The organism is Kitasatospora sp. NPDC059408 (assembly GCF_042751525.1).
Lineage (GTDB): Bacteria > Actinomycetota > Actinomycetes > Streptomycetales > Streptomycetaceae > Kitasatospora.
The window spans coordinates 76,805-102,347 of record NZ_JBHYWI010000031.1; the positions used below are offsets into that span (position 1 = coordinate 76,805).

At 73.8% G+C, this 25,543-nt stretch carries 17 protein-coding genes; 8 read left to right on the top strand and 9 right to left on the bottom strand.

What is annotated here, in order from left to right; translation table 11 throughout:
- Positions 1-17: 17 nt before the first annotated feature.
- A complete protein-coding gene (locus ACFXDE_RS21770) occupies positions 18-782 on the top strand; it encodes a BTAD domain-containing putative transcriptional regulator (RefSeq protein ID WP_380496507.1) in 765 nt (254 codons plus the stop codon).
- A gap of 27 nt (positions 783-809) precedes the next feature.
- A complete protein-coding gene (locus ACFXDE_RS21775; protein ID WP_380496508.1) occupies positions 810-1,553 on the top strand; it encodes a thioesterase II family protein in 744 nt (247 codons plus the stop codon).
- 13 nt (positions 1,554-1,566) lie between these two features.
- Here the strand turns inward: ACFXDE_RS21775 and ACFXDE_RS21780 are convergent, their stop codons facing one another.
- The 5 genes from ACFXDE_RS21780 to ACFXDE_RS21800 form a co-directional block, all read right to left on the bottom strand.
- Complete coding sequence (locus ACFXDE_RS21780) at positions 1,567-2,070, bottom strand: flavin reductase family protein (RefSeq protein ID WP_380496510.1); 504 nt, start codon at positions 2,068-2,070, stop codon at positions 1,567-1,569.
- Positions 2,071-2,072: 2 nt separating this feature from the next.
- A complete protein-coding gene (locus tag ACFXDE_RS21785; protein WP_380496511.1) occupies positions 2,073-2,873 on the bottom strand; it encodes a 2-oxo acid dehydrogenase subunit E2 in 801 nt (266 codons plus the stop codon).
- Entirely contained in the window at positions 2,870-3,097 is a 228-nt protein-coding gene (locus ACFXDE_RS21790) for an acyl carrier protein (protein ID WP_380496512.1), read from the bottom strand. Before ACFXDE_RS21790 ends, ACFXDE_RS21785 begins: the two co-directional genes overlap by 4 nt.
- Positions 3,094-4,992 carry an HAD-IIIC family phosphatase gene (locus ACFXDE_RS21795; RefSeq protein ID WP_380496513.1) on the bottom strand — a complete coding sequence of 633 codons (1,899 nt, stop codon included), beginning with the start codon at positions 4,990-4,992 and terminating at the stop codon, positions 3,094-3,096. Before ACFXDE_RS21795 ends, ACFXDE_RS21790 begins: the two co-directional genes overlap by 4 nt.
- A gap of 199 nt (positions 4,993-5,191) precedes the next feature.
- Positions 5,192-7,900, bottom strand: coding sequence for a LuxR C-terminal-related transcriptional regulator (locus ACFXDE_RS21800; RefSeq protein ID WP_380496514.1), 2,709 nt, complete (start codon positions 7,898-7,900; stop codon positions 5,192-5,194).
- 263 nt (positions 7,901-8,163) lie between these two features.
- Here ACFXDE_RS21800 and ACFXDE_RS21805 point away from each other — a divergent pair, with 263 nt between their 5' ends.
- From ACFXDE_RS21805 to ACFXDE_RS21830, 6 genes are all read left to right on the top strand, one after another.
- The gene (locus ACFXDE_RS21805) at positions 8,164-8,739 is read left to right on the top strand and encodes a hypothetical protein (RefSeq protein WP_380496515.1); all 576 of its coding nucleotides are present in this window, start codon (positions 8,164-8,166) and stop codon (positions 8,737-8,739) included.
- Positions 8,740-8,785: 46 nt separating this feature from the next.
- Positions 8,786-10,444: an ABC transporter substrate-binding protein gene (locus tag ACFXDE_RS21810; RefSeq protein WP_380496516.1), complete on the top strand. Its 1,659-nt coding sequence runs from the start codon at positions 8,786-8,788 to the stop codon at positions 10,442-10,444.
- A complete protein-coding gene (locus tag ACFXDE_RS21815) occupies positions 10,441-11,376 on the top strand; it encodes an ABC transporter permease (protein WP_380496517.1) in 936 nt (311 codons plus the stop codon). The genes ACFXDE_RS21810 and ACFXDE_RS21815 overlap by 4 nt, the downstream gene beginning before the upstream one ends.
- Complete coding sequence (locus ACFXDE_RS21820; protein WP_380496518.1) at positions 11,373-12,209, top strand: ABC transporter permease; 837 nt, start codon at positions 11,373-11,375, stop codon at positions 12,207-12,209. Before ACFXDE_RS21815 ends, ACFXDE_RS21820 begins: the two co-directional genes overlap by 4 nt.
- Positions 12,196-13,851, top strand: a complete 1,656-nt coding sequence (locus ACFXDE_RS21825; RefSeq protein ID WP_380496519.1) for a dipeptide ABC transporter ATP-binding protein — start codon at positions 12,196-12,198, stop codon at positions 13,849-13,851. The genes ACFXDE_RS21820 and ACFXDE_RS21825 overlap by 14 nt, the downstream gene beginning before the upstream one ends.
- 82 nt (positions 13,852-13,933) lie before the next feature.
- Positions 13,934-15,157, top strand: a complete 1,224-nt coding sequence (locus ACFXDE_RS21830) for a cytochrome P450 (protein ID WP_380496520.1) — start codon at positions 13,934-13,936, stop codon at positions 15,155-15,157.
- A 96-nt stretch (positions 15,158-15,253) separates the two neighbouring features.
- On the opposite strand, the gene ACFXDE_RS21835 is transcribed toward ACFXDE_RS21830, so the two are convergent.
- From ACFXDE_RS21835 to ACFXDE_RS21850, 4 genes are all read right to left on the bottom strand, one after another.
- Positions 15,254-16,294: an LLM class flavin-dependent oxidoreductase gene (locus tag ACFXDE_RS21835; RefSeq protein ID WP_380496521.1), complete on the bottom strand. Its 1,041-nt coding sequence runs from the start codon at positions 16,292-16,294 to the stop codon at positions 15,254-15,256.
- Positions 16,295-16,349: 55 nt separating this feature from the next.
- Complete coding sequence (locus ACFXDE_RS21840) at positions 16,350-17,849, bottom strand: FAD-dependent monooxygenase (RefSeq protein WP_380496522.1); 1,500 nt, start codon at positions 17,847-17,849, stop codon at positions 16,350-16,352.
- 79 nt (positions 17,850-17,928) lie between these two features.
- Positions 17,929-22,455, bottom strand: coding sequence for a type I polyketide synthase (locus ACFXDE_RS21845; RefSeq protein WP_380496523.1), 4,527 nt, complete (start codon positions 22,453-22,455; stop codon positions 17,929-17,931).
- A 45-nt stretch (positions 22,456-22,500) separates the two neighbouring features.
- Positions 22,501-25,543, bottom strand: a 3,043-nt coding sequence (locus ACFXDE_RS21850) for a type I polyketide synthase (RefSeq protein WP_380496524.1), incomplete at its 5' end; no start/stop codon positions are given.

Consider the following 25,543-nt stretch of genomic DNA (forward strand, 5'->3'; position numbering starts at 1 on the left):
CTGACAGGGGGAGATTGTTGAGGTATGAAATTCTGGGGCCACTGCGCGTCCTCGACGGCGAGGACGTGCTGATGGTCACCGCACCGAAGGTCGAGGTCCTGCTGGCGACCCTGCTGATCCGCGCGGGTCAGGTGGTCTCGCTCGATCAGCTGGTGACCGAGGTCTGGAACCACAATCCGCCGCGCCGGGCCACCGACGCCCTCTACGTGTACATCTCGCAGCTACGCAAGCTGCTCGGCCGCAACGGGCGCAAGCCGATCCAGACCCGGGCGCCGGGCTACCGCCTGGTCACCGAGGAGGGCGAGCTCGACCTGCACGTCTTCCAGCGGCTGGTGAACGAGGGCCGCGCCGCCCACCGCGACGGCCGGCACGCCGCGGCCGCCGACGCCTTCGGCGCCGCCCTGGCGCTGTGGCAGGGGCCGGCCCTCGACGAACTGAGGGACGGTCCGGTCATCACGGGCTTCGTCACCTGGCTGGAGGAGACCCGGCTGGAGTGCACCGAGAAGATGATCGAGAGCAACCTGGTGCTCGGCCGCCACCGCGAGGTGGTCGGCATGCTCTACGGGTTGATCGCCGACCACCCGCTGCACGAGGCCTTCTACCGGCAGCTGATGACCGCGCTCTACCGCTCGGAGCGCCGGGGCGACGCGCTGCGGGTCTACCGGACCGCCCGCGGGGCCCTCCAGGACCAGCTGGGCCTCGAACCCGGCCGGGCCCTGCGCGAGCTCCAGCAGAGCATCCTGCTCGCCGACGACGTCTTCGACGCGCGTCCGGCCGTCTGATCCGATGACCAGGAGGACCTTTTCCCGATGATGGACGATCGATGGCTCCGGCGCTTCCACCCGGCGGAGGGCGCCCCGGTCCGGGTGCTGTGCCTGCCACACGCGGGCGGCTCGGCGAGCTTCTTCTTCCCGCTGTCGGCGGCGCTGGGCGCCGGAGTGGAGACCCTGGCGGTGCAGTACCCGGGCCGTCAGGACCGCAGGGGCGAGGCCCCGGTGGAGAGCATCACCGGGCTCGCCCGGCTGGTGGCGGCGGCACTGGACCCGGCGGACCGTCGGCCGCTGGTGCTGTTCGGCCACAGCATGGGCGCCCTGGTCGCGTACGAGCTGGCCCGGCTGCTCCAGGGGCAGCCGGGCCGGGCGGTGGGCGCGCTCGTCGCCTCCGGGCGCCGCGCGCCCTCGTGTGCCCGGCCCGAGACGGTCCACCTCCGCGATGACGCCGGGGTGCTCGCCGAGCTCAAGTCGCTGAGCGGGACGGACTCCAGGCTCCTGGGGGACGACGAGCTGCTGGCGATGATCCTGCCGGCCATCCGGGCCGACTACACGGCGCTCGGCGGGTACCGCCACGCCGACGGGCCCGGGCTGTCCTGCCCGGTGACCGCCCTGGTGGGCGACGCCGACCCGGTGACGGAGGTGGCCGAGGCCCGCGCCTGGGCCGGGCACACCTCCGGCGCCTTCGACCTCCGGGTGTTCCCGGGCGGCCACTTCTTCCTGGCCGACCACCAGCGCGAGGTCACCGAGGTGATCGCGCTGGCGGCGAAGGCCCTGATCTGATCCGCGGACGCGGTCAGTCACGGCGGAGGAATCCGCCGTAGCCGCCCCGGAAGAAGACCAGGGGCTCGCCGTCGGGCCGGGCCCAGAGGGAGTCGACGCGGGCGACCACGATGTCGTGGTCGCCCGCGCGGTGTTCGTCCTCGATCGTGCACTCCAGCCAGCCGAGCACGCCGTCGAGGACCGGCAGGCCGTTGGGGGAGCCGCTCCACGCGACGCCCCGGAAGCGTTCGGCGGCGGCGCCCGCCAGTCGGCGCGACAGCGGTTCCTGGTGCTCCGCCAGGAAGTTGACGCAGAGCCGGCCGCTCGCCCGCAGAGCGGGCCAGGTCGTGCTCCGGTGCGCGACGCAGAACGAGACCAGCGGCGGCGTCAGCGAGACCGAGGCGAAGGAGTTGACCGCCATGCCCACCGGGGCGTCCCCGGCCAGTGCGGTCAGCGCGGCCACCCCGGTGGCGAACCGGCCCAGCACGCTGCGGAACAGCGCCGGGGCCGGTTCGGCGAGCATGGGGGACTCCGGCATGCTCACGCCTCCGCCGCGGTGGCCCCGGCGGCCGTGCGGTCGGCCGTCTCGCGGCCGAACTCCTGGAGCCCGGCCCGGATCTCGGTCAGGATGTCGGCCGCCTGCGCGCCGTCGATCACCCGGTGGTCGAAGGACAGGCTGAGCCGCATCACCGGGGCGATCGCCAGCCGGCCGTCCCGGACCACCGGGCGGTCGGCGAGCCGGCCGACCCCGAGCGTGATGGTGGTCCCGCCCACGGAGTGGAACCCGTCCACCGGCCGGTGGCCCAGGGAGGTGACCGCGAAGGTGCCGGTGAGCTCCGGGCGGCGCTCCAGCGAGCGGGCGGCGAGCCGGTAGGCCAGGCGGCCGACCGCGACCGGCAGCCGCTGCAGTCCCCGCACCTTGGCGAACTCCGCCATCGCGTCGGCGTCGCCGTCGCGGTAGTGCTCGACCTGCCGCTGGATCTCCTCCAGGCTCCGGCGCTCCAGTTCGGGCAGCACGGCGGACAGGACCACCCGCTGCCCGCCCAGCGACTTGTCCAGGGCCAGCTTGCCGCTGACCGACGGGTAGCGGGCCACCCGGGGGTTCAGCCCGCCGCGGACGGCCGCGTTGGCCTGCGGGTGGCGGGCCAGGGTCCGGGCGGCGGTCCACAGGACGTAGCTCACCAGCGAGTAGTTCCGGTCCTCCGCGCGGGCCAGGTCGCGGTGCGCCAGCACCGACGTCATGTCGACCTCGGTGTCGAGGAAGACCGGGGCGAAGCCGCGCAGCCCGCCGAGGAAGTGCAGGGTGTGCCGGCGCTCCCGGGGGAAGGGCGTGCCGCTCACTCGCCCACCGCCACGGCGTACACGTCGCGCAGGCTGGCCGCCTCCAGCACGTCCGGGAACGAGATCCGGCGGCCGGTCTCGCGCTCCAGGACGGTGAGCAGCGCCAGCAGGTGGACCGAGTCCCAGCCGGGGACCTGGTCGAAGCCCGCCCCGATCTGTTCGGCGGTCACGTGCAGGCCCAGTTCGTCGCGCAGCAGGTCGGCGAATTCGTCGATGGACTTCACTTCAGGATCCCTTCCTGGGGCTCGATGAGGGAGACGTGCTCGGGTGCGGCGGGGATCTCCCGCAGGTCGTGCCGGAACGCGGTCGCCGGACCGTCCTGCCCGGCGGTCTCGAAGCCGTGCCGGGGGTAGAAGTCGCGGACCTTGCCGTTCTTGGGGCTCTCCCGGTACTCGCCGACCACCTCCTCGGCGCCGCTCGCCCTGGCCGCCCGCAGGACCGCGCTCAGACAGGCCTGCTCGATCCCGCGGGAGAAGACCCGGCAGCTGAGCAGGAAGTTGTCGATCAGCAGGGCCGTGCCCTCGCGGCGGGTGAAGACGGCGCCCACCAGGCCGTTGTCGCCGAACCGGTCGGCGGCGCGGATCGCCAGCACGTGGGCGTCCGGGTCGGCCCGCAGCGCGGTCACGTCGGCCGGCTGGAGGCGGCGGGTGGTGAGGTTGAACTGGTTGGTCCGCAGGGTGATCTGGGACAGCCGGGCGACCTCGGCGTCGGTCGCCGGGGCCAGGTGGACGGTCACCCGCAGCTCACGGAGGAAGCCCTCCAGCGACTCGAAGCTGTCCAGGAAGTCCTGGCGGTCCAGCTCCTGGCGGTAGAGGGCGGGCCGGGCCCGGTCCTCGCCGGTCAGCCGGGTCACGTCGAACCAGCCGTCGGCCAGCAGCCGTTCGACGTGCAGGGCGGGCTCGCCGTCGACCTCCACCACCGCGACCTCGGGCAGTTCGCGCCGCACGAGCTCGCGCTCGTACGGGCTGTCGTCGACGAAGACGAGGCTGTCCAGGCCGATGTTCAGCGCGCGCGCGAGTTCGCGCAGGTTCTCGTGCTTGGGGCGCCAGTTGGCCACGACCCGGACGAAGTCCTCCTCGCGCAGGACCATCCCCGGGTGCTCGCGCAGCGCCTCGGCCACCGGCCCGGGGTCGTTCTTGCTGACGGCCGCCAGCAGCACGCCCTGGGAGGCGAGTTGCTTGACCGACCGCTGGAACGCTTGGAAGGCCTCGCCCCGGTAGCCGTCGCCGACCTCGATGCCCTCCGGCCCGTCGTCCCCGAGGATGCCGCCCCACACGGTGCCGTCCAGGTCGAGGACCAGGCATTTCCTGGTCCGGCCGGTCAGGTGCCGGGCGAGGTGGCCGACCTCGCGGGCGTAGCGGGCGAGCAGTTCGGGCGACAGGTTCGTCCTGGTGTAGGCCCGCAGCCGGGTGTCCTCGGCCGGCAGGCCCTCCGCGAGCAGCGGGTCCAGGTCCAGGACGACCACGGAGGCGTGGGTCTCGGCGAGTTCCAGCAGGCGGGCGTTGGCCTGGCGCCAGAGCCGGCCGAGGCGGGCCCGGGACAGGTGGTCGAGCAGCCGGGCCGGCAGGGTGGCGGGCAGCGGCAGGGTGTTCAGCACCAGGGTGCCGGTGCCGGTGCCCGCGTAGTGGCCGGCCAGGCCGGCGATCAGCCGGACCTTCTCCTCCAGGACCCGTTCGAGGTCGGTGACGTCCCACGGGGTGGGCAGCTCGTCGACGACCACGGCCGCGTCCAGCAGGCAGAGCACCAGCCGGGGGTCGGAGCGGTACAGCTCGCTGCCGGGGTCGGAGAGGTCGAAGACGTAGCTGTCGAAGTCCGAGACCTGTGCGCGCAGGACGAGGCCGGCGCGGGCGAGTTCGGCGGTCAGCGCCGGCACCAGCCCGGTGGGCGTGCCGTGGCCGGTGACGGCCACCGTGACGGCGGTGAGGCCGGGGTGGCGCTCCAGCAGTTCGGCGGGGTCCAGCCGGGCGAGCAGCCGCCCGGCGCGCGGCAGTTCGGCCGGCGGCAGCTGCGAGACCAGCTGCTGGGCCAGCCCGTAGCGGGCGGCCAGTTCGCCGTCCCGGTGCAGGGCCAGCAGACCTGCCGCCGGACCGCCGGGTACAGGACTCTCAGGGATGGGCATCGCGACAGGTCCTCCTGCGTGGCGATCCGACGACGGGTGCTGGTGCGGTGAACCGCGCAGTCATCGTCGTCGGGCCGGCTAAAGGCGGTCTATGGCCCGCCTTCGCGGCCGATCGGGCGGTGGGCCGCCCGTCGTCCCCGCTCCGGTCCTGCTTCGGGGCCCGTCCGGGTGCGGAAGGGCCCCGGCCGCCGGGGCGGTGTCAGCTCGCTCGTCCGGCGGTCTCGGCGAGGGTCATCAGCCGGGCCAGCGCGGCGCGGTTGCCGACGGCCAACTTCCGGAAGATGCGGCTCAGATGGACGTCGACGGTGCGCGGGCTGAGGTTCAGCTCCCGGGCGATCTCGCGGGTCTTCTTGCCGACGCCGACCAGGGCGGCGACCTCGTACTCGCGGCCGGTGAGGACGGTCAGCGGGTCGTCGGCGTCGGCGGCGGCCGGTGCCGGGGCCTGCTCGCGCAGCTGCGCGGCGACGTACACCCGGGAGGCGCCGCAGCGCCGGGCGAGGTCCTTGGCCATGACGAGCATGGCGGCCGCGTCCTGGTGGGCCCCGGTCGCCGCGGCGGGCGCGGAGCCGAGCAGCAGCGTCCAGGCCTGGACGGCGGTCATGCCGACGCCGCCGAACAGCAGGGCCGCGCTGCGGTACAGCTCGGCCGCCGCGGCCGGGTCGCGCTCGGCCAGTACGTGGGCGCGGGCCGCGGTCGCGTAGCCGTGCTGCATGGGCTGGTCCGGCAGCGCCGCGGCGGCCGCGGTGGCCCGCTCGGCCCAGGTCGTGGCGGCGGGGTCGGCCGTCGCCACCGCGGCGGCGGTCAGCATCTCGTAGCACAGCGGGCGCAGGATGGACGGCAGCGCGGGCAGCCGGGGGCCCTTGCCCAGGTTGGTGATCAGCAGGGTGCACCGCTGGAAGTCGCCGTTGACGGCGACGGCCCGGGCCAGGCAGAGCGTGGCGCTGACGGCCCAGGCGTCCCCCGGCTGCAGCGCCACCACGGCCTGTTCGGCGAGCCAGACGGCCCGGTCGTTGCGCTCGGTGCTGCCCCAGCTGGCGGTCGCGGACCTGAGGGCGAGGATCATGCCCCGGACCTCGGCGAAGTCCAGCTGCTCGGCCAGTTGCAGGGCCTCGCGGGCGGTCGGGTCGGCCTCGACGGCGGGCCCGAGGTACAGGCCCAGGTAGCAGAGCGCGTTGAGCAGCGGGGTCAGGGTGCGGGTCCGGCCGGACCTGATGGTGACGGTCACGCCCCGGCACAGGTGGCGCAGGGCGTCGTGGAAGCGGCCGAGCAGGATCTCGGCCCACCCGAGGAGCGCCAGGTACTCGGGGTTGGAGAGCAGTTCGAGGTCGGAGAGGGTGTCGACGGAGGCGGCGCCGGCGGAGATCGCCGCGCGACCGAGCTCCCCGTCCGGTGTGAGGGCCGCGCAGAGTCCGCGCAGCGCCAGCAGGCCCACGCGCAGGAGTTCGTCGGGGTGGCGGCGCTCGATGCGCAGCGCGAGTTCGATCTCCTCGGCGGCGGGCATGCCGCCTTCCAGCGCCTCCAGGGCGGCCCGGGCCGCGATCAGCTGGGCGAGCTCGGCGGGCCCCTGGTCGGCGCGGGCCGGGTCGGGCCCGGAGAGCTCGGCGATGCTCGTGCTGAGCAGCGCCGACGCCTCGGTGGGACGGCCCAGGTAGCTCTCGGCCTGGGCGCAGAGCCGCACCGCCAGGGCGCGCAGCCGGGTGTCGGACGTGGCCCGGATGATCGCGCCCAGCAGGTCGCGGGCGCGCGCCAGGTCCCCGTCGGGCCGTCCCGCGTGCCCCAGGCGCTCGATGGAGACGAGGTGGGCCGAGTGGGACAGCCGGCACAGCGCGGTGGAGAGCCAGTGGCCGGCGCGGGCCGGCTCGGACCACAGGTGCTCCTCCGCGGCCTGCACCAGGGTGCGGATGTCCTTGGCGTCGGAGGAGGCGATGGCGACCTCGATGTGCCGGGCGCGTTCGGTCGGGCTCGCCCCGCCGGCGGTGAGCACGGTGAGCGCCCGCCGGTGGGCGCCGAAGGACCAGCAGGCGTCCAGGGACTGATAGATCGTCCGCTGGAGGACGGGGTGGCGGAAGCGGTAGGTGTGCGGACCGCTGCGGCGCAGGAGGTCGCGGCCGACCAGCCGGGCGGTGACGGCGCAGGCGGAGGTCTGGCTGAGTTCGGCGACCTCGGCCAGGGCGGCGACGGTGACCTCGCCGCCGAGGACGGCCGCGGCGTTGAGGACGGACGCCTCCTCGGCGTCCAGCCCGGCGATCTCGCCGAGCAGCAGGTCGGCGAGGGCTTCGGGGACCGGTGCGGTGGCGTCGGCGTGGGCGGCCGTCCCCGCGGCCGCCCCGAGGGCCTGGAGGTAGAGCGGGTTGCCCTCGGCCTCCCGGTGCAGGTCCGGCAGCGACGGGTGGTCCGCGGGCAGGCCGAGCAGCTGCGCGGACTGGGCGAGCGTGAGCGGGCCGATCCTGATCCGTTGGAGGGTGCCGATCCGCAGGCCGTAGGCCAGTATGCCGCGCAGGTCCGGCGGGGCCTGGCCGGGGCGGTGGGCGAGGACCAGCAGCAGCGGCCGGTCGAGCTGCCAGTGGATCAGTTCGCCGATCGCCGCCATGGTCTTGCGGTCGGCCCAGTGCACGTCGTCGAGGATCAGGAGCAGCCCGTCCCCGACGTGGGTCAGGGCCCGTTCGAGGGCGGGCAGGGGCAGTCCGCGGTCACCCTCGGTGCTGCGCCCGCCCAGTCTTCTTATGCCGAGGCGGGCGGCCCGTCTGGTCAGTTCGCCCAGGAGGGTGCTCTTGCCGCTCCCCGGTCCGCCGATCAGCTCGATCGCACCGCCCCGGCCTTCGCGGAGGGCGTCGAGGGCGGTGAACAGCAGCTCCCGCTCGGGGCGGGAGACGGGGTGCTGCAGGTACCGCTCGTGAACGTCGACCATGGTGGATCGTCCTCCTGGCTCGGGCCTACGGGGCGCCTCCGGCACTTGTATGACTATCACTCAAGGATCCGGTGACTTCTGGCTTGTCCGGCAAACCGTCGCAGGCAGTTAACACGGCGCGGGGTCGCGGAATTTCCGCGACCCAGCCTTGAACATGTGCAGACAATTTTCGGCGCAGCCGGGCTTTAGAGGCGATTTAGTGCCGGTCAGCACTGTTGGGTCGGACAACCACCCCGCAACTCCGGCGAAAGCAGGAAATCCACATGCGCCGAATCCCCCGGAAGCTCGCGACCCTCTCCTCGGTGACCGCGCTCGTACTCGGTACCGGCCTGGTCGCCTCGTCAGGCACTGCGGCAGCGGACCGCGGACCGGACCAGTCCGCGGGATCCGTTCCCACCGCCACGTGCAAGCACATCGGGAACCTCACCAACGTCCTGCTCTGGCAGAAGGTGGTCATCCCGCCGGGCACCGGACCGCAGGTCGGGACCGACACCATCTACCACGACGAACTCCTCGACGAGCAGGGCAACCACGTCGGCAACTCCGACGGCCGGATCACCCTGGTCAGCAAGCGGGACGACGGCCACATCCTCGGGTACGAGGACCAGACGCTGACGATCGACGGCGCCGTCTTCCGCACCACCGGGCTGCTCGATGTCACCGACCTCCTGGTCAACAAGACCTGGGCGCACCTGCCCGCGACCTGGGTGTCGGGCAACGACAAGCACTGGATCGGCGACTGGCAGTACCGGGTCGAGGCTGCGACGAAGGCACCGTACCTGTGGCAGGCCTCGGCCCAGCTCGATCTGTGCAACATCAACACCAAGAGCCCCAAGTAACTCCACAACTCCACTGCAGGGCGACGACGCTGGGACGGCGGGCACAATGAGGTTTGGACGGTCGGGTGCGACGGGCGCGGTACCGGGACCCGGAACGACGGCGGCCCTGGCGGCCTGCGCGCTGCTGGCCGCGGCGTGCGGCGGCCCGGGCGGCGGCGCGGGCGCGAGCGCGACCCCGGTCACCGGGGGGACGCTGACCATCGGCACCGCACGTGCGCTCAACTGCCTGGACCCGCAGGTCAGTGCGACCAGCGCGGCCGGCATGATCGACCGGGCGCTCTTCGACTCGCTGGTCAGCGCCGCCCCCGACGGCACCTACCAGCCGTGGCTGGCCCAGCGCTGGACGGTCTCCCCGGACGGACGGACCTACACGTTCGTGCTGCGCTCCGGGGTGACCTTCCAGGACGGCACCCCGCTGACGGCCGCCGCCGTCAAGGCCACCCTGGACCACGCGGTCGACCCGGCGACGAAGTCCGAGTACGCGGCCGGCCTGCTCGGCCCCTACGCCGGGGCCGACGCCGTCGACGACAGCACGGTCCAGGTGCGGCTGAACAAGCCGTACGGCGCGCTGCTCCAGGCACTCAGCACCCCCTACCTCGGCATCCAGTCGCAGAAGTCGCTCACCCAGAACACCAAGGCGCTGTGCGACCAGCCCGTCGGGTCCGGGCCCTTCTCGCTCGCCAACTGGACCAAGACCACCAGCGTCGAGCTCAAGCGCAACGACGCCTACGCGTGGGGCCCCGGCACCGCGACCCACACCGGCCCCGCCCGGGTCGACGGCGTCACCTTCAAGTTCCTCACCGAGGACGCCGTCCGGGTCGGCGCGCTCACCAGCGGACAGGTCGACGCGATCACCGACGTGCCCACGGCCAACGTCAAGACCCTCCAGGCGGTCGGCTCCGTCCAGGTGCAGCACAAGGACGTGCCCGGCGTCGTCGACTCGCTCTTCCTCAACGCCAACCGGGCCCCGCTGAACGACGAGAAGGTCCGCTCGGCGCTGCTCAAGAGCATCGACGTGGAACAGCTCGTCAAGACCGCCGGCACCGGCCAGTTCCAGCGCGCCTGGAGCCTGCTGTCGCCCGCCACCGCCGACTACGACCCCACCACGTCCGGCACCTGGGGCTACGACAAGCAGGCCGCCGGACGCCTGCTGGACGAGGCCGGCTGGACCGAGCGCGACGCGGCCGGCTACCGCACCCGCGGCGGCACCCGGCTGACCCTGCACTTCCCGGTCGCCAAGCGCCTGGTCAGCTCCCGGGACGACATCCTGTTCCAGGGCGTCCAGGCCGAGGCCAAGGAGGTCGGCATCGACGTCCAGTACACCACCGAGGACGTCGGCGCCTACGTCAACGACGTGCTCGGCAGCAACCTCGACCTGCTCGCCGACAGCTACCGCCGCGACAGCCCCGACATCCTGCGCTACCTGCTCGCCTCGGACCAGACCCCGGACCACGGCGGCGGCAACACCCTCCACCTGGCCGACCCGCAGCTCGACGGCTGGCTGAACGGCGCGGCCGCCGCCACCGACGCCGGCGAACGCAAGCACGACTACCAGCAGGCGCAGCAGTACCTCGTCCAGCACGCCCTCGTCATCCCGCTGTACGTCCCGGCGGAACTCCTCGCCACCACCTCCCGCGTGCACGAGCTGAACCTCGACCGCTCCGCCACCCCGAGCCTCTACGACGCCTGGCTGGCGGCGAAATGAGCCTCACCCGGTGGCTGGTGCGGCGCCTGCTGCTGGGCGTGCTGGTGGTGCTCGGCGCCGCCAGCGCGGCCTTCCTCGCGCTGCACCTGATCCCGGGCGACCCCGCCCGGGTGGCCCTGGGCGGCGCCGTCCCGCCCAGCGACGACGCGGTCGAGCGGACCCGGCACGAACTCGGCCTGGACCGCCCGCTGGTGACCCAGTACGCGCTCTTCCTCGGCCGGCTGGCCCGCGGCAGCCTCGGCGACTCCTACCAGCTGCACCAGCCGGTCGGCCGCCTGATCGGCGACCAGCTGCCGTCCACCGTCGAGCTGGCGCTGGCCGGATTCACCGTCGCCTTCCTCGCCGCCGCCCTGCTCGGGATCGCCACCGCCGGGCGCCGCCCGGTCTGGCGGCGGATCTCCGCCACGGTCGAACTCCTGCTCACCTCGCTGCCGAGCTTCTGGATCGGCATCCTGCTGCTCACCGCCTTCTCCTTCCAACTGCACCTCTTCCCCGCGGCCGGGGACGGCAGCCCGGCGGCCCTGGTCCTGCCGGCCCTCACGCTGGCCCTCGGCATGGTGGGAGTGCTCGCCCAGGTCATCCGCGACGGGCTGACCCGGGCCCTGGAACAGCCCTTCGCGCTGAGCGCCCGCGCCCGCGGCACCGGTGAGACCGCCCTGCGCGTGCGTCACGCGTTCCGGCACGCGCTGGTCTCGGTGACCACCCTGGCCGGCTGGGTGATCGGCGCGCTGCTCGGCGGCGCCGTGGTGATCGAGACGGTGTTCAGCCGGCCCGGCCTCGGCCGCACCCTCGCCACCGCCGTCGAGAGCCGCGACTTCCCCGTGGTGACCGGCGTGGTGATCGTCTCCGGCGCCCTGTTCACCCTGGTCAACCTGCTGGTGGACGGCCTCTACCAGCTCATCGACCCCCGGCTGCGCGAGGCCAGGCCGTGACCCGCCGCACCGCCCGCCCGCTCGGGCCCGCGGCGTGGGCGGTCCTGCCGCTCCTCGCTCTGATCGCCCTCGCCGCCCTGTGGCCCGGACTCCTCGAACACCAGGCACCCGACGCGGTGAACCCGGTGGACGCCCTCCAGGGCCCCGGCGGCGCGCACTGGTTCGGCACCGACCAGCTCGGCCGCGACATCTACAGCCGGGTCGTGGCCGGCGCCCGCCCCTCCCTGCTCACCGGACTCGGCGTCACCGCCCTCGCCCTGGCCGGAGGCTCGGCACTCGCCCTGCTCGGCCTGGTCGGCGGACGCGTCGTCGACGGCATCGTCATGCGGATCACCGACGTGCTCTTCGCCTTCCCCGGCATCCTGCTCGCGCTGCTCGTCGTCACCGTGCTCGGCCGCGGCACCGCCCACGCCACCCTCGCGATCGGCTGCGCCTTCGTCCCCGGCTTCACCCGACTCGTCCGCAGCCAGGCCCTCGTGGTGCGCGAGGCGGACTACGTGCGGGCGGCCGTCGTCTGCGGCCAACGGCACCTCGCCGTGCACCTGCGCCACGTCCTGCCCAACGCCCTGCCGCCGCTGCTGGTACTGGCCACCGTCAACATCGGCACCGCCATCCTCTCCGGCGCCTCGCTGAGCTTCCTCGGACTCGGGCCCCAGCCGTCGGACCCCGAATGGGGCGCGATGCTCGCGCAGAGCAAGGACTTCCTCGGCACCACCTGGCCGCTCGCCGTCTTCCCCGGAGCCGCGCTGACCCTGACCGTGCTCGCCGTCAACGTGGTCGGCCGGGACCTGCAACGCCGATTCGAGGGGAGACTGCCCGGTGGCAGCCGCTGAGCCGAACCGTCCGCTGCTCACCGTCCGAGGACTCACCGTCGACTTCGGCGGCCCCCGGGACCGGACCGCCGCCGTGCGGGGCGTCGACCTCACCCTGCACCCGGGCGAATGCCTCGCCGTCGTCGGCGAGTCCGGCTCCGGCAAGAGCGTCACCGCCCGCACCCTGGTCGGCCTCGCCGGACCGGGCGCCCGGATCCGCGCCGACCGGCTCGAACTCGACGGGCAGGACCTCACCGCACTGACCGAACGCGAGTGGCGGCGCATCCGCGGCCGCCGGATCGGCCTGGTCCTCCAGGACGCCCTGGCCGCCCTCGACCCGCTGCGCCCGGTCGGCCGGGAGGTCGCCGAAGCGCTCGGCAACCACCGGCTGCTGCCGCCCGCCGAGCGGCCGGCCCGCAGCGTCGAACTGCTGGCCAGGGTCCACGTGCCCGAACCCGGACTGCGCGCCCGCCAGTACCCCCACCAGCTCTCCGGCGGGCTGCGCCAACGTGCGCTGATCGCTTCCGCGCTGGCCGCCGAACCCGCCGTCCTGATCGCCGACGAACCGACCACGGCCCTCGACGTCGGCGTGGCGGCCCAGATCCTCGACCTGCTCGCCGAGACCAAGGCCACCGGCACCGCCGTCCTGCTGATCAGCCACGACCTGGCGGTGGTGGCCCGGCTGGCCGACCGCATCGCCGTCATGCGCCGGGGCGTCGTCGTCGAACAGGGCCCCGCCGACCAGGTGCTCCGCGCCCCGGCCCACCCCTACACCCGTGAGCTGCTCGCCGCGGTGCCCACCGCGCAGTCCAAGGGGCGCAGGCTCGCCCCCGGCCCGCCTGCCGCCACCCCGCCGCCCGCCGCCGAGCCCCGCCCGGACGGCGCACCCGTCGTCGAGGCCGTCTCGCTGGCCAAGGCCTTCCGCGGCCCGGACGGCACCCGGCGCACCGCCGTCGACGACGTGTCGTTCACCGTCCGGGCCGGCCGCACCCTGGGCATCGTCGGCGAGTCCGGCTCCGGCAAGTCCACCACCGCGCTCATGCTGCTCGGGCTGCTGGAACCCGACCACGGAGAAGTCCGGCTGCTCGGCCGGCCCTGGTCCAACCGCCCCGAGTCCGAACGGCGCCCGCTGCGCCGACGGGTCCAACTCGTCCAGCAGGACCCGCTGAGCTCCTTCGACCCGCGGTACACCGTCGAACGCATCGTCGGCGAAGGCCTCGGCGCCCCCGGACGCCGGGCCGCCCGTGCGCACCGGGAACGGATCACCGCCCTGCTCCGGCAGGTCGGACTCGGCCCCGAACACCTCGGCCGGCACCCGCACGAGCTCTCCGGCGGCCAGCGCCAGCGCATCGCCATCGCCCGCGCCCTGGCCCCCGGGCCCGACGTCATCGTCTGCGACGAACCGGTCTCCGCCCTCGACGTCTCCATCCAGGCCCAGGTGCTCGACCTGTTCGCCGACATCCAGGCCGCCACCGGCGTCGCCCTGGTCTTCGTCTCCCACGACCTCGGCGTCATCCACCACGTCAGCGACGACGTCGTGGTCATGCGCGGGGGCCGGGTGGTCGAGGCCGGACCGGTGACCGACGTGTTCACCAACCCCCGGCACACCTACACCGCGGAGCTGCTGCGGGCCCTGCCCGCCATCGCCCCGGCCACTCCGTGACCGCGCCGCGGACCCCACCGCGGACCGCACCGACCCACCTCGCCGACCCACCCCACGACCGACACCCAGGAGAACCCGCCCCATGGCCGACCAGCCCGCCCGCACCGACGTCAAGGACACCGCCACCGATCCCTACCAGGGCTACGAGGAGCTGCGCCGACAGTGCCCGGTGGCGCACGTCAAACAGCCCAACGGCCTGGAGATGTACCTCGTCACCCGCTACGAGGACGCCCACGAGGCGCTCGCCGACCCCCGCCTCGCCAAGGACGCCAAGCACGGCGTGGCCGCGATGGTCGCCAGCGGCGCCCCGCTGCCCAAGCCCGGCGCGCCCAACCTCGCCAACCACATGCTGGCCAGCGACCCGCCCGAGCACACCCGCCTGCGCCGCCTGGTCTCCCGCGAGTTCACCGCCCGACGGGTGGAGCAGATGCGCGGCCGGGTCCAGGAGATCACCGACGGCCTGCTCGACGCCCTGGTCGCCAAGGTCGCCGCCGGCACCGAAGTCGTCGACCTGCTCACCGACTTCGCCTTCCCGCTGCCGATGACCGTCATCTCCGAGCTGCTCGGCGTGCCCGCCGTCGACCGCGACCGCTTCCGGGCCTGGTCGCGGACCATCCTGCTGCCCCTCGGCACCCCCGGCCAGACCGAGGGCCTCGCCGAACTCACCGGCTACCTCACCGACCTGATCCAGGCCAAGCGCGAGAACCCGAGCGACGACCTCTTCAGCGACCTGGTGCGGGCCAACGAGGAGGACCGGCTCTCCGACGCCGAACTGGTCGGCACCGCCATCCTCATGGTGATCGCCGGGCACGACACCACCGTCAACCTGATCGCCAACGGCACCCTGGCCCTGCTGCGCCACCCGGACCAGCTCGCGCTGCTGCGCGAGAAGCCCGAGCTGCTGCCCGGCGCCGTCGAGGAATTCCTGCGCTACGACGCCCCGCTGGAGCGGGCCACCCCGCGCTGGGCGCTGGAGGACATGGAGATCGGCGGCGTCACGGTGCCCAAGGGCGGCTTCGTCAGCATCGTGCTCGGTTCCGCGAACCGGGACGGGGACGCCTTCGAGGACGCCGACACGCTGGACATCACCCGCGCCGGCGACTCCCGCCACCTGGCCTTCGGACACGGCATCCACTTCTGCCTGGGCGCCCCGCTCGCCCGCATGGAGGGCCAACTGGCCATCGGCGGCCTGCTCGACCGCACCGCGAGCCTCGAACTCGCCGTCGACGAGAGCGAGCTGACCTGGCGCCAGAGCATCGTGATGCGCGGCCTGGAGTCCCTCCCGGTGCGCGTCACCCTCGCCTGAGCCGGGCCGGGGCCGGCCAGGACCGGCCGGCCCCGCCCCGGAACGACGAAGCGGCCCCGCGGTTCGAACCGCGGGGCCGCTCTCGTGTGCCGTGGATCAGAACGCCGGGCCCTTCGGCAGCTCGGCGTCGCCGAACAGCCCGCGCAGCCGGTTCATCGAGTCGGTCCGCTCCTTGATGTCCGCCACCATCGTGACCGCCATCAGCTCGTCGGCCCCGGACTCCTCCAGGACGGTCGACAGGCGCTCCCGGACCCGGTCCGGACCGCCCACCGCCTGCCCGCCGAGGAACTGGTTCAGGAACGCCTGCTGGTCCGGCGTCCACGCGTGGGCGGCGGCCTCCTCGGGCGTCGGGAACGGCTCGGGCTTCGCCGTGGCCGACCGCAGCAGCGCCAGCCCGGCCGGCGCGGCCAGCCAGCGGGCCCGCTCGTCGGTTTCCGCGCACACCACCGAGACGGCGACGATCGAGTACGGCCGGGACAGGAACTCCGAAGGCCGGAACAGCTCCTTGTACAGCCGCAGCGCCGAAGCCGACCCGCGCGGGTTGAAGTGGTGCGCGAACGCGAACGGCAGGCCGAGCTCGGCCGCCAGCCGGGCGCCGTTGTCACTGGAACCCAGCAGCCACAGCGACGGCTGCTCGGTGTAGACCGGCACCGCCGACACCCCGTGGAGCGGGTGGTCCGCCGGGAAGTCGTTGCGCAGGAAGCCGATCAGATCGGCCAGTTGGCCGTTGAAGTCGTGCGCCGCGGGGTTGCGCGCGTCGAACCGCAGGGCGCGCGCGATCCGGGCGTCGGTCGGCGTGGAGCGGCCCACCCCGAGGTCCACCCGGCCCGGGTACAGCGCGTTGAGCGTGCCGAACTGCTCGGCCACCACCAGCGGCGCGTGGTTCGGCAGCATCATGCCGCCCGAGCCCACGCGTATCGAGCTCGTCGCCGCACCCAGCGCGGCGATGATCACCGGCGGGGCGGAGCTGGCGATGTTCGGGGTGTTGTGGTGCTCGGCCACCCAGTACCGGGTGAAGCCGAGCGACTCCACGTGGGCGGCGAGGTCGCAGGTGGCCTTGAGGATGGCGGCCGGCTCGGAGCCCACCTCGACCGGAAGGATGTCCAGGGCGGACAGCGGAAGCTGCGGAAGGTTCATGTGCTCATTCCTGTGGTGTGCTGTTACGGAAGGTGCGGGCCGGGACCCGGTGGAATCACTTCACCGGGTCGCCGAGCCAGGTCCTCAGTGCCGCCCCGAGCCCGCTGCTCCCCGCCGGGTCGCCGGACTCGGCGACCCAGGCCACGTGGCCGTCGGGGCGCAGCAGCACCGCCACGACCGGAAGGGCCTCGGTCGGCTCGGCCACGACGACGTCCAGCGCGCCGGACCACCCCGAGAGGTCGCCCGGCGACAGGGAGCCACCGGAGAGGTCGAGCAGCACAGCGCGCCCGCCGCGGAGCAGCCGCGGCACGCTGGACTCCCCGCCGTCGGTGACCAGCGGGACATGGGGCAGCCGTCGGCCCAGCAACCCGTCCGCCGCCCCCGGCGCGAGGTTGCCGCCCGGCATCGGATACGCGATGCCGAGGCCCATCACCATCTCAAGAAGGTACCGGTTCACGGCGTCGATGCGGATCAAATCTCCGAAGAGATCCCGCAAAGGTCCGGCGGAACCGAGGGAACCGGCCAGGACCTCCTGTGCCTGAATGTTCATCAGGACCCGCTCGCCCACCGGATGCCGCTCGTCGTGGTAGGTGTCGAGCAGTCCTTCCGGCGCCCGGCCGGCCAGCTCCGCCGCCAGCTTCCAGCCGAGGTTCAGCACGTCCTGGAAGCCGGTGCTCAACCGCTGCCCGTTGAACGGGAAGAAGACGTGCGCGGCGTCACCCGCGAGGAACACCCGTCCGGACCGGTAGCGCTCCGCGTGGCCGGTCGGGTTGCCCGTGCGGGTCAGCCAGAGCGGCCGGGCGGACTTGAACTCGGTGCCGGTCAGCCGCAGCACGCGCTCGTTGAGTTCCGCCATCGTCACCGGCGCCTGCGGGTCCGCGGGCGCGACGCCGAACTCGGCCGTGTTGATCCGCCAGATGTCGGGCCCCACCGGCGTGCCCGCGTACGTGCCCCCCAGCGGGGAGTAGTGGGCCCCGAACTGCTCGGGGAGCAGATCGGCGAAGTCGGCCTCGATGTCCCCGATGATGCCGTAGAACGCCGACTCCCGCCCCGGGAAGCCGATCCCGGCCAGCTCGCGGACGGTGCTCTGCGCGCCGTCGCAGCCGACCACGAACGATCCGTTCAGCGTGGACTCGCCCTCCGCCGAGCGGACGGTCACCGCCACGCCGTCCGCGTCCTGGGTCAGCGCGACCACCTCGACGCCCCGCCGCACCTCGGCGCCCACCCGGACCGCCTCCTGCTCCAGGTGCTGCTCGATCCGCCACTGCGGCAGGATCATCGACTGCTCGTGCCGGCCCTCCAGGCCGGAGGTCTCCAGCCAGAGCTGGGAGAAGTGCGCCGCCGGCAGCGGCAGCGCCAGGGCCCGCAGCCCGTCCAGCAGGCCGCGCTGGTCGAGCAGTTCCACCACGGCGCCGTTGATCGCCATGCCGGGCGACCGCAGGTCGGTCTCGGTCCGTCGCTCCAGCACCACGGTGGCGACACCGGCCAGTCCCAACTCGTGGGCGAGCAGGAGGCCGACGGGGCCGGCACCGGCGATGATCACGGGAGAACTCAACGGGATTCCTTTCCAAGGGTCGTGCAGGTCGTGCACGTCGGGTACAGCGGGTGTGTGGTGCCCGTCACGGGCAGGGGGGTCACCGGTCGAGCTCGGCGCAGAGCCTGCGCACGAGCGCGAGCGGGGACGGGTGCTCGTAGATCACCGCGGGCGGCACCGACAGACCGGCGGCGGCCTCCAGCCTCGTGCTCAGCTCCAGCGCGGTGAACGACGAGAAGCCGAGCTCCAGGAAGCTCAGGTCCGGATCGACCTCGTCGGCCGACCCGTGGCCCAGCACGTCGGCCGCCTGCGCGAGCACGAACGCGAGCAGGAGGTCCTGCCGCTCCTCGCCGGCCGCCTCGGCCAGGCGCAGCCGCAGGCCGTTCCGGCCGTCCGCGGACCCGTCGGGCCCGTCGGACCCGGCAGTCCCGCCTCCGGCCCCGGGTGACTCGCGCAGGTCGTCCAGCAGCCGGTGCCGCGACCGGGCGGCCGGGCCGGGCAGCGGGCCGTCCCAGGAGGCGTCCATCAGCAGCACGGTCCCCGGACCGTCCTCCGCGGCCTCCGCCAGCACCGCCATGGCGGCGCCGGGCGACAGCGGACGCAGCCCGGCCCCGGTCAGCGGATCGGCCGCCGACACCGGACCCCAGGCCACGGCCAGGGCCGGCTGCCCGGCCGACCGGCGCAGCCGCACCAGCGACTCCTGGAACGCGTCCACCGCCGCCCGGTTGGCGAGCCCGGCGCCGCCGAGCGTGCCGGCCGCGGACCCGAACAGCACGAACGCGTCCAGCTCGTGACCGGCGGTCAGCTCGTGGAGGTTGGTCGCGGCGCAGACCGAACGACCGATCTCCTCCGGATCGGCCGACGCCGAGGGCGCCACCTCGGGGGCGTGCACCACCGCCGTCAGCGCCGGTCCGTCGTCCGCCGCCGCCAGCACGGCGGCCAGCGCCTCCCGGTCCGCCGGATCGCACTCGACCACCAGCACCGGAACGCCCAGCACGCTCGCCGCGCCGGCACCGGCCGGCGCACCACCGGGTGGCGTCGTCAGCACCAGCCGCTCGGCACCGGCACGGGCCAGCCAGCGGGCCGCCTCCGCGCCCAGTCCCGACGTGCCCCCGGTGACCAGCACCGTGCCACGCGGCCGCCACGGCCGGGCGGCCTCGGACCCACCGCCCTTGACGCGGGCCAGCCGACGGCCCAGGACCCCGGACGCGCGGACCGCAGCCTCGTCCGCCCCGCCGGCCAGCACTCCGGCCAGCCGCGCGCGCAGCGCCGCGTCCGGCGCACCGGACGGCAGGTCGACCAGACCGCCCCACCGGCCCCGCAACTCCCCGGCCAGCACCTGGCCCAGACCCCAGACCTGCGCCTGACGGGGGTCCGAGGGCCCGTCCGTCGGACCGGTCGAGACCGCGCCCCGCGTCACGAACCAGACCGGCGCCCCGATCCCGGCGCTCTCCAGCGCGAGCGGCAACTGCGCCGACACCACCAGACCGGCCGTCGCGGACGGCTGCTTGGGATGCGGCTCGTCGGCCAGCGCGGTCAGCGCGAGCACACCCGCGACCGGCCCGCCGCCCGTGGCGTCCGCCAACAGCAGCCCGAGGTCCTCCGCCGCGCTCGCACCCGCGTCCACCGGGACCGGCACCGCCACGGCCCCGGCCTCGGTCAGCGCGCGCAGGACGGCCGACACCGGCTCCTGCCCCTCGGACGAGGCCGGGACGACGACCAGCCAGGTGCCCGCGAGCCCTGCCTCGGGCTCCGGGACGGGACGCCACGCGGCCCGGTAGCGGAGGTGGCGCTGCTGTCGCCAGGCCGACAGCGCGGGCAGGAGGACGCTCAGCTGGGCCTCGTCCATGTCCAGTACGGCGGTGAGCGAGGCCAGGTCGTTGCTCCCCACGGCTTCCCAGAAGCGGTCCTCGGCCGTGTCCGGGGACGCGGGCGGGGTGGTGCGGTTGAGCCAGTAGGTCTGGTGTTGGAAGGGGTAGGTGGGGAGGGGTGTGGGGTTTGTCTGGTGTCGTGTGGGGGTGGGGGTGGGGGTGGTGTGTCCGTGGGTGTGGAGGTGGGCGTGGGCGGTGGTGAGGGTGTGGTTTTCGGGTCGGTTGGGTCGGAGTGTGGGGGTGGCGGTGGGTCCGGTGAGGGTGGTGAGGGTGGTGGTGGGGCCGAGTTCGAGGTGGGTGGTGGTGTTGTGGGTGTGGAGGGTGGTGAGGCCGTGGTGGAAGCGGACGGTGCCGCGGACGTGCTGGACCCAGTAGGCGGGGTCGCGGAGTTCGTCGGTGGCGAGTTCGCCGGTGATGTTGGAGACGACGGGGATTGTCGCCGGGTGGTAGGTGAGGCCGCTCGCGATGGTGAGGAAGTCGTCGAGCATGCCGTCCATGTGGGGGGAGTGGAAGGCGTGGCTGACCGTGAGAGCACGGGTGCGGTATCCCGTGAGGTCGATGGTGTCGGTGTCGCCGGAGACGACGAGTGATTGGGGGCCGTTGATGGCGGCGATGGAGACGCGGTCGTTGAGGAGGGGGAGGATCTGTTCCTCGGTGGCCTGGACGGCGACCATGCCGCCTTCGCGGGGGAGGTCGGCCATGAGGCGGGCGCGTGCGGTGACGAGGGTGGTGGCGTCTTCGAGGTTCAGGATGCCGGCGAGGTGCGCGGCGGTGACCTCGCCGATGGAGTGCCCGAGAAGGTAGTCGGGGGTGATGCCCTGGTGTTCCAGGAGCCGGTAGAGGGCGGTCTGGAGGGCGAAGAGGGCGGGCTGGGTGTGGCGGGTGTCGTTGATGAGTTCGGCCTGGGGGGTGCCGGGTTCGGCGAACATGATGTCCCGAAGTCCCGGTTCCAGCAGCGCGAGGACGCGGTCGAGTGCCTCGGCGAAGACGGGTTGGGTTTCGTAGAGTTCGCGGCCTGCGCCGGCGCGCTGGGAGCCCTGGCCGGAGAGGAGGAAGGCGAGCTTGCCGGAACCGGCCGCCGTCCCCCGTAGGACGTTGGTCGCGCTTTCGCCGTCGATCACCACGTTCAGCGCGCGAAGGAAGTCCTCGCGGCGACTGCCGATCAGGACGGCGCGCTGGTCGAACTGAGTACGGCCGGCCAGGGCGGCCCCGACCTCACGGGGTGTCAGGTCGGGGTGTTTGGAGAGGTGCGCGTGCAGCCTGGCGGCCTGGGCCCGGACGCCAGCCTCTGTCCGGGCCGAGATGGGCCAGGCCAGCACGCCGTCGGCAGGTTCGCCGTCGGCGTCGGGCTCGGTCTCGGCGACAGGCGTGGGGGCGTGTTCGAGGATGACGTGGGCGTTGGTGCCGCTGATGCCGAAGGAGGAGACGCCGGCCCGGCGCGGGCGACCGGTCTCGGGCCAGTCCTGGTGGTCCGTCAGGAGCTCGACGGCACCTTCGCTCCAGTCGACGTGCGGGGAGGGCTGGTCGATGTGGAGCGTCTTGGGCAGCACGCCGTGGCGCATCGCCTCGACCATCTTGATGACGCCGGCCACACCGGCTGCCGCCTGGGTGTGCCCGATGTTCGACTTGAGGGCGCCGAGGTACAACGGCCGCTCCGCCGGGCGGTCCTGGCCGTAGGTGGCCAGCAGGGCCTGGGCCTCGATGGGGTCGCCGAGGGTGGTGCCGGTGCCGTGGGCCTCGACCGCGTCGACGTCACCCGCCATGAGACGGGCGTTGGCGAGCGCGGCGCGGATGACGCGTTGCTGGGACGGGCCGTTGGGCGCGGTGAGACCGTTGCTGGCACCGTCCTGGTTGACGGCGGTGCCGCGCAGGACGGCGAGCACGGGGTGGCCGTTGCGCTGGGCGTCGGAGAGGCGCTCCAGGAGCAGGAGGCCGGCGCCCTCGCCCCAGCCGGTGCCGTCGGCCGCCGCGGCGAACGGCTTGCACCGTCCGTCCGGCGCCAGACCGCGCTGCCGGCTGAACTCCACGAAGAGGGTCGGCGTTGCCATCACCGTCACGCCACCGGCCAGCGCGAGCGAGCAGTCGCCGTTGCGCAGGGCCTGGGCGGCCAGGTGCATGGCCACCAGCGAAGAGGAGCACGCCGTGTCGACGGTGACCGCCGGGCCCTCCAGACCGAAGGAGTACGACACCCGGCCGGAGGCCACGCTCGGGGCGCTGCCGTTGCCGAGGAAGCCCTCGAACTCGGCCGGCGGGTCGGGCATGAGCCGGGCCGCGTAGTCGGAGTACATGACGCCGGTGAAGACGCCGGTGCGGCTCCCGCGCAGTGAGGTCGGGTCGATCCCGGCCCGTTCGAAGGCCTCCCAGGCGATCTCCAGCAGGATCCGCTGCTGCGGGTCGATGGCCAGCGCCTCGCGCGGGCTGATCCCGAAGAACCCGGCGTCGAATCCCGACGCGTCGTGGAGGAACCCGCCGTCCCGCGCGTAGGAGGTGCCGGTCTTGTCCGGGTCGGGGTCGTACAGCCCGTCCAAGTCCCAGCCGCGGTCGGTCGGCAGGCCGCCGATCACGTCGGCACCGTCGGCGACGAGCTGCCAGAGGTCCTCCGGTGTCCGCACGCCGCCCGGGTAGCGGCAGCTCATCGCCACGATCGCGATCGGCTCGTGGGCCTTCGCCTCCGCCTCGTCCAGCCGCTGACGGGTCCGCTGGAGATCGGCCGTCACCCGCTTGAGGTAGTCGATCAGCTTCTGCTCGTCACTCATGGCTCGTCAGCTCCATGGGAAGCACACCCCCTTCTCGGCCCGCCATCAGGAGACGCCGAGGTCGTTGTCGATGAAGTCGAAGAGATCGGCCGCCGTCGCGTCGGCGAGCCTGTTCTCGCTGTCGTCCGCCCGATCGGCGTCGCGCCGGACGGCGCGCAGCAGCTCCTGGAGGCGGGCGGCGATCCGCTCGCGGCCCTCGTCCTCGGCCGGCACCGTGGCCAGGTCGGCCTCCAGCCGGTCCAGTTCGGCCAGCACGGCGACCGACGCCGGCACCGGCTCCGGGCTGAGCCGGGTCCAGAGCTCGTCCGCCAGGACGGCCGGCGTGGGGTAGTCGAAGACCAGGGTGGCCGGCAGCCGCAGGCCGGTCGCGGCGGTGAGCCGGTTGCGGAGCTGGACGGCGGTGAGCGAGTCGAAGCCGAGCTCCTTGAACGCCCGTGCGGTGTCGACGTCGTCGGGGCCGGCGTGCCCGAGGACGGCGGCGACCTGCCGGCGCACCAGGTCGAGCAGGAGCGCGTCCTGTTCGGCCTTCGCCAGCCGGGACAGCCGCTGCACCAGCTCCGCCGCCGAGTCGGGGCCGGCGGCGGCCCGGCGGGCGGGCGTCCGGACCAGGCCGCGCAGCAGCGGTGGCAGCAGGCCGTTGCCGGCCAGGGCGCCGAGGGCCGCGGTGTCGATCCGGGCCGCCGCGATCAGGGGCTGCCCGGCGCGGAGGGCGCCGTCCAGGAGCTCCAGCCCTTGTTCGTCGGTGAGCGGCACCATCCCGCCGCGGGCCATCCGGTCCAGTTCGGCCTGGCCGAGGTGGCCGGTCATCGAGCTGGCCTGCGCCCAGTGCCCCCAGGCGATGGAGGTGGCGGGGAGTCCGTCGGCGCGCCGGTGCTGGGCGAGGGCGTCGAGGTAGGTGTTGGCGGCGGCGTAGTTGGCCTGTCCGGCGTTGCCGAGCAGCGCGGAGGCGGAGGAGTAGAGGACGAAGGCCTGGAGGTCGAGGTGGCGGGTCAGCTCGTGGAGGTGGTGGGCGGTGTCGGCTTTGGGGCGTAGGACGGTGTCGAGGCGGTCGGGGGTGAGGGCGGTGATGGTGCCGTCGTCGAGGACGCCGGCGGTGTGGATGACGGCGGTGAGGGGGTGTTCTGTGGGGATGGTGGCGAGGAGTTCGGTGAGGGCGTCGCGGTCTGCGGTGTCGCAGGCGGCGATGGTCACCTTGGCGCCCTGCTCGGTGAGTTCGGCGGCCAGTTCGGTGGCGCCAGTGGCGTTGGGGCCGCTGCGGCTGGTGAGCAGCAGGTGGCGTGCGCCGTACTGGGTGAGGAGGTGGCGGGCGGTGAGGGCGCCGAGGGTGCCGGTGCCGCCGGTGATGAGGACGGTGCCTTCGGGGTCGAGGGTGACGGCGCCGGGTTCGGTGGTGACCCGGGTGAGCCTGGGAACGAGGAACGTGCCGTCACGCAGCGCCAGTTGGGGCTCGTCGGGGATGTGCGCGGGCAGTTCGCCGCCGTCGGTGTCGAGGAGGGCGAAGCGGTCCGGGTGCTCCGACTGCGCCGAGCGCACCAGACCCCAGACGGGCGCGGAGACCAGCTCCGGAGCGCTGTCCGGAGCGGTGGAGACCGCGCCGTCGGTCACGACGACCAGGCGGCTCCCGGCGAACCGCTCCTCCGCGAGCCACTGTTGGGCGACGGCCAGCACCCGGTGGGCCATCGTGTGCACGGTGTCGTCCTCGGCCGGGGCGGCGTCGAGGAGGACGGTCCCGGGCAGTGCGGCCCCCTGGTCGAGGGAGGCCGCCAGGGCGGTCAGATCGGGGTGGAGGACGGCGCCGGTCCGCGACCCGAGCCGGGAGCCCTCCGGGCCGACCGCCACCAGCGCCTCGACCTGTCCGCTCGCCGCCGCCACCGGTGTCCAGTCCAGCTGGAACAGCGAGCGGTTGTGCGGCGCCGGGACCGTCGACGTGTCGATCGGCCGCGACACCAGCGCGCGGATCGTCGCCACCGGACGGCCGTCCTGATCCGTGACGGCCAGCGTCGACGCGTTGGCGCCGTCCTCGGCCGGGGCGGGCGAGATCCGCACCCGGAGCCGCCTGCCGCCGGGGCCGTGCGACCGCACGCCCGACCAGGCGAACGGGAGCTGCGGTGCTCCGGACCCGCCCTCCGCCCGCCCGGTGGCGGCGAGGAGCAGGGTGTGCAGGCCGGCGTCGAGCAGTGCGGGGTGGACGGCGTGGCCGGCGGGGTCGGTCTCCTCGGGGAGGGCGACCTCGGCGAACAGCTGGTCACCGGACCGCCAGGCGGCCTGCAGGCCCTGGAAGACCGGGCCGTAGTCGTAGCCGCGGTCGACCAGCGCCTCGTACAGTCCGGCCACCGGCAGAGGCTCGGCCGCCAGGGGCGGCCAGGCGCCGTCGAGCGAGACCGGTTCGGCGGTGTCGTCGGCGGGGGCGAGTGTGCCGGTGGCGTGCAGGGTCCAGGGCTGGTCCTGGTCGCCGTGGGTGGGGCGGGAGTGGATGGTGAGGGTGCGGCGGTCGTCCTGGTCCGGCGCGGTGACGGCGAGCTGGAGTGCGACCGGGTGGTTGTCGGGAAGCACCAGCGGGGTCTGGAGCGTGAGCTCCTCGACGTCCTGGCCGTGGTCGGCGGCCGCGTGCAGGGCCATGTCCACGAAGGCTGTGCCGGGGACCAGCACCGTGCCGTTGACGGCGTGCTGCGCGGTCCACGGGTGCTGCCTGGTGCCGGTCCGGCCGGTGTAGAGGGTGGTGCCGGTGGTGGCGAGGCTGGTGCTGACGGTCAGGACGGGGTGGGTGGTCGGGGTGTGTCCGGCGATGTCGAGGTTTCCGCCGGGTGTGGGGTTGAGCCAGTAGGGGTGGTGTTGGAAGGGGTAGGTGGGGAGGGGGGTGTGGTGGGTGGTGGGGTAGAGGGTGTGCCAGTCGGGGGTTTTGCCGTGGGTGTGGAGGGTGGTGAGGGCGGTGCGGAATTGGGTGGTGGTGCCGTGGTTGCGGCGGAGGGTGTGGGTGGTGGTGGCGTTGGTGTTGGTGGTGTCGAGGGTGTCCTGGATGGGGGTGGTGAGGACGGGGTGGGGGCTGGTTTCGATGAAGTGGGTGTGGCCGGTGGTGGCGAGGGTGTGG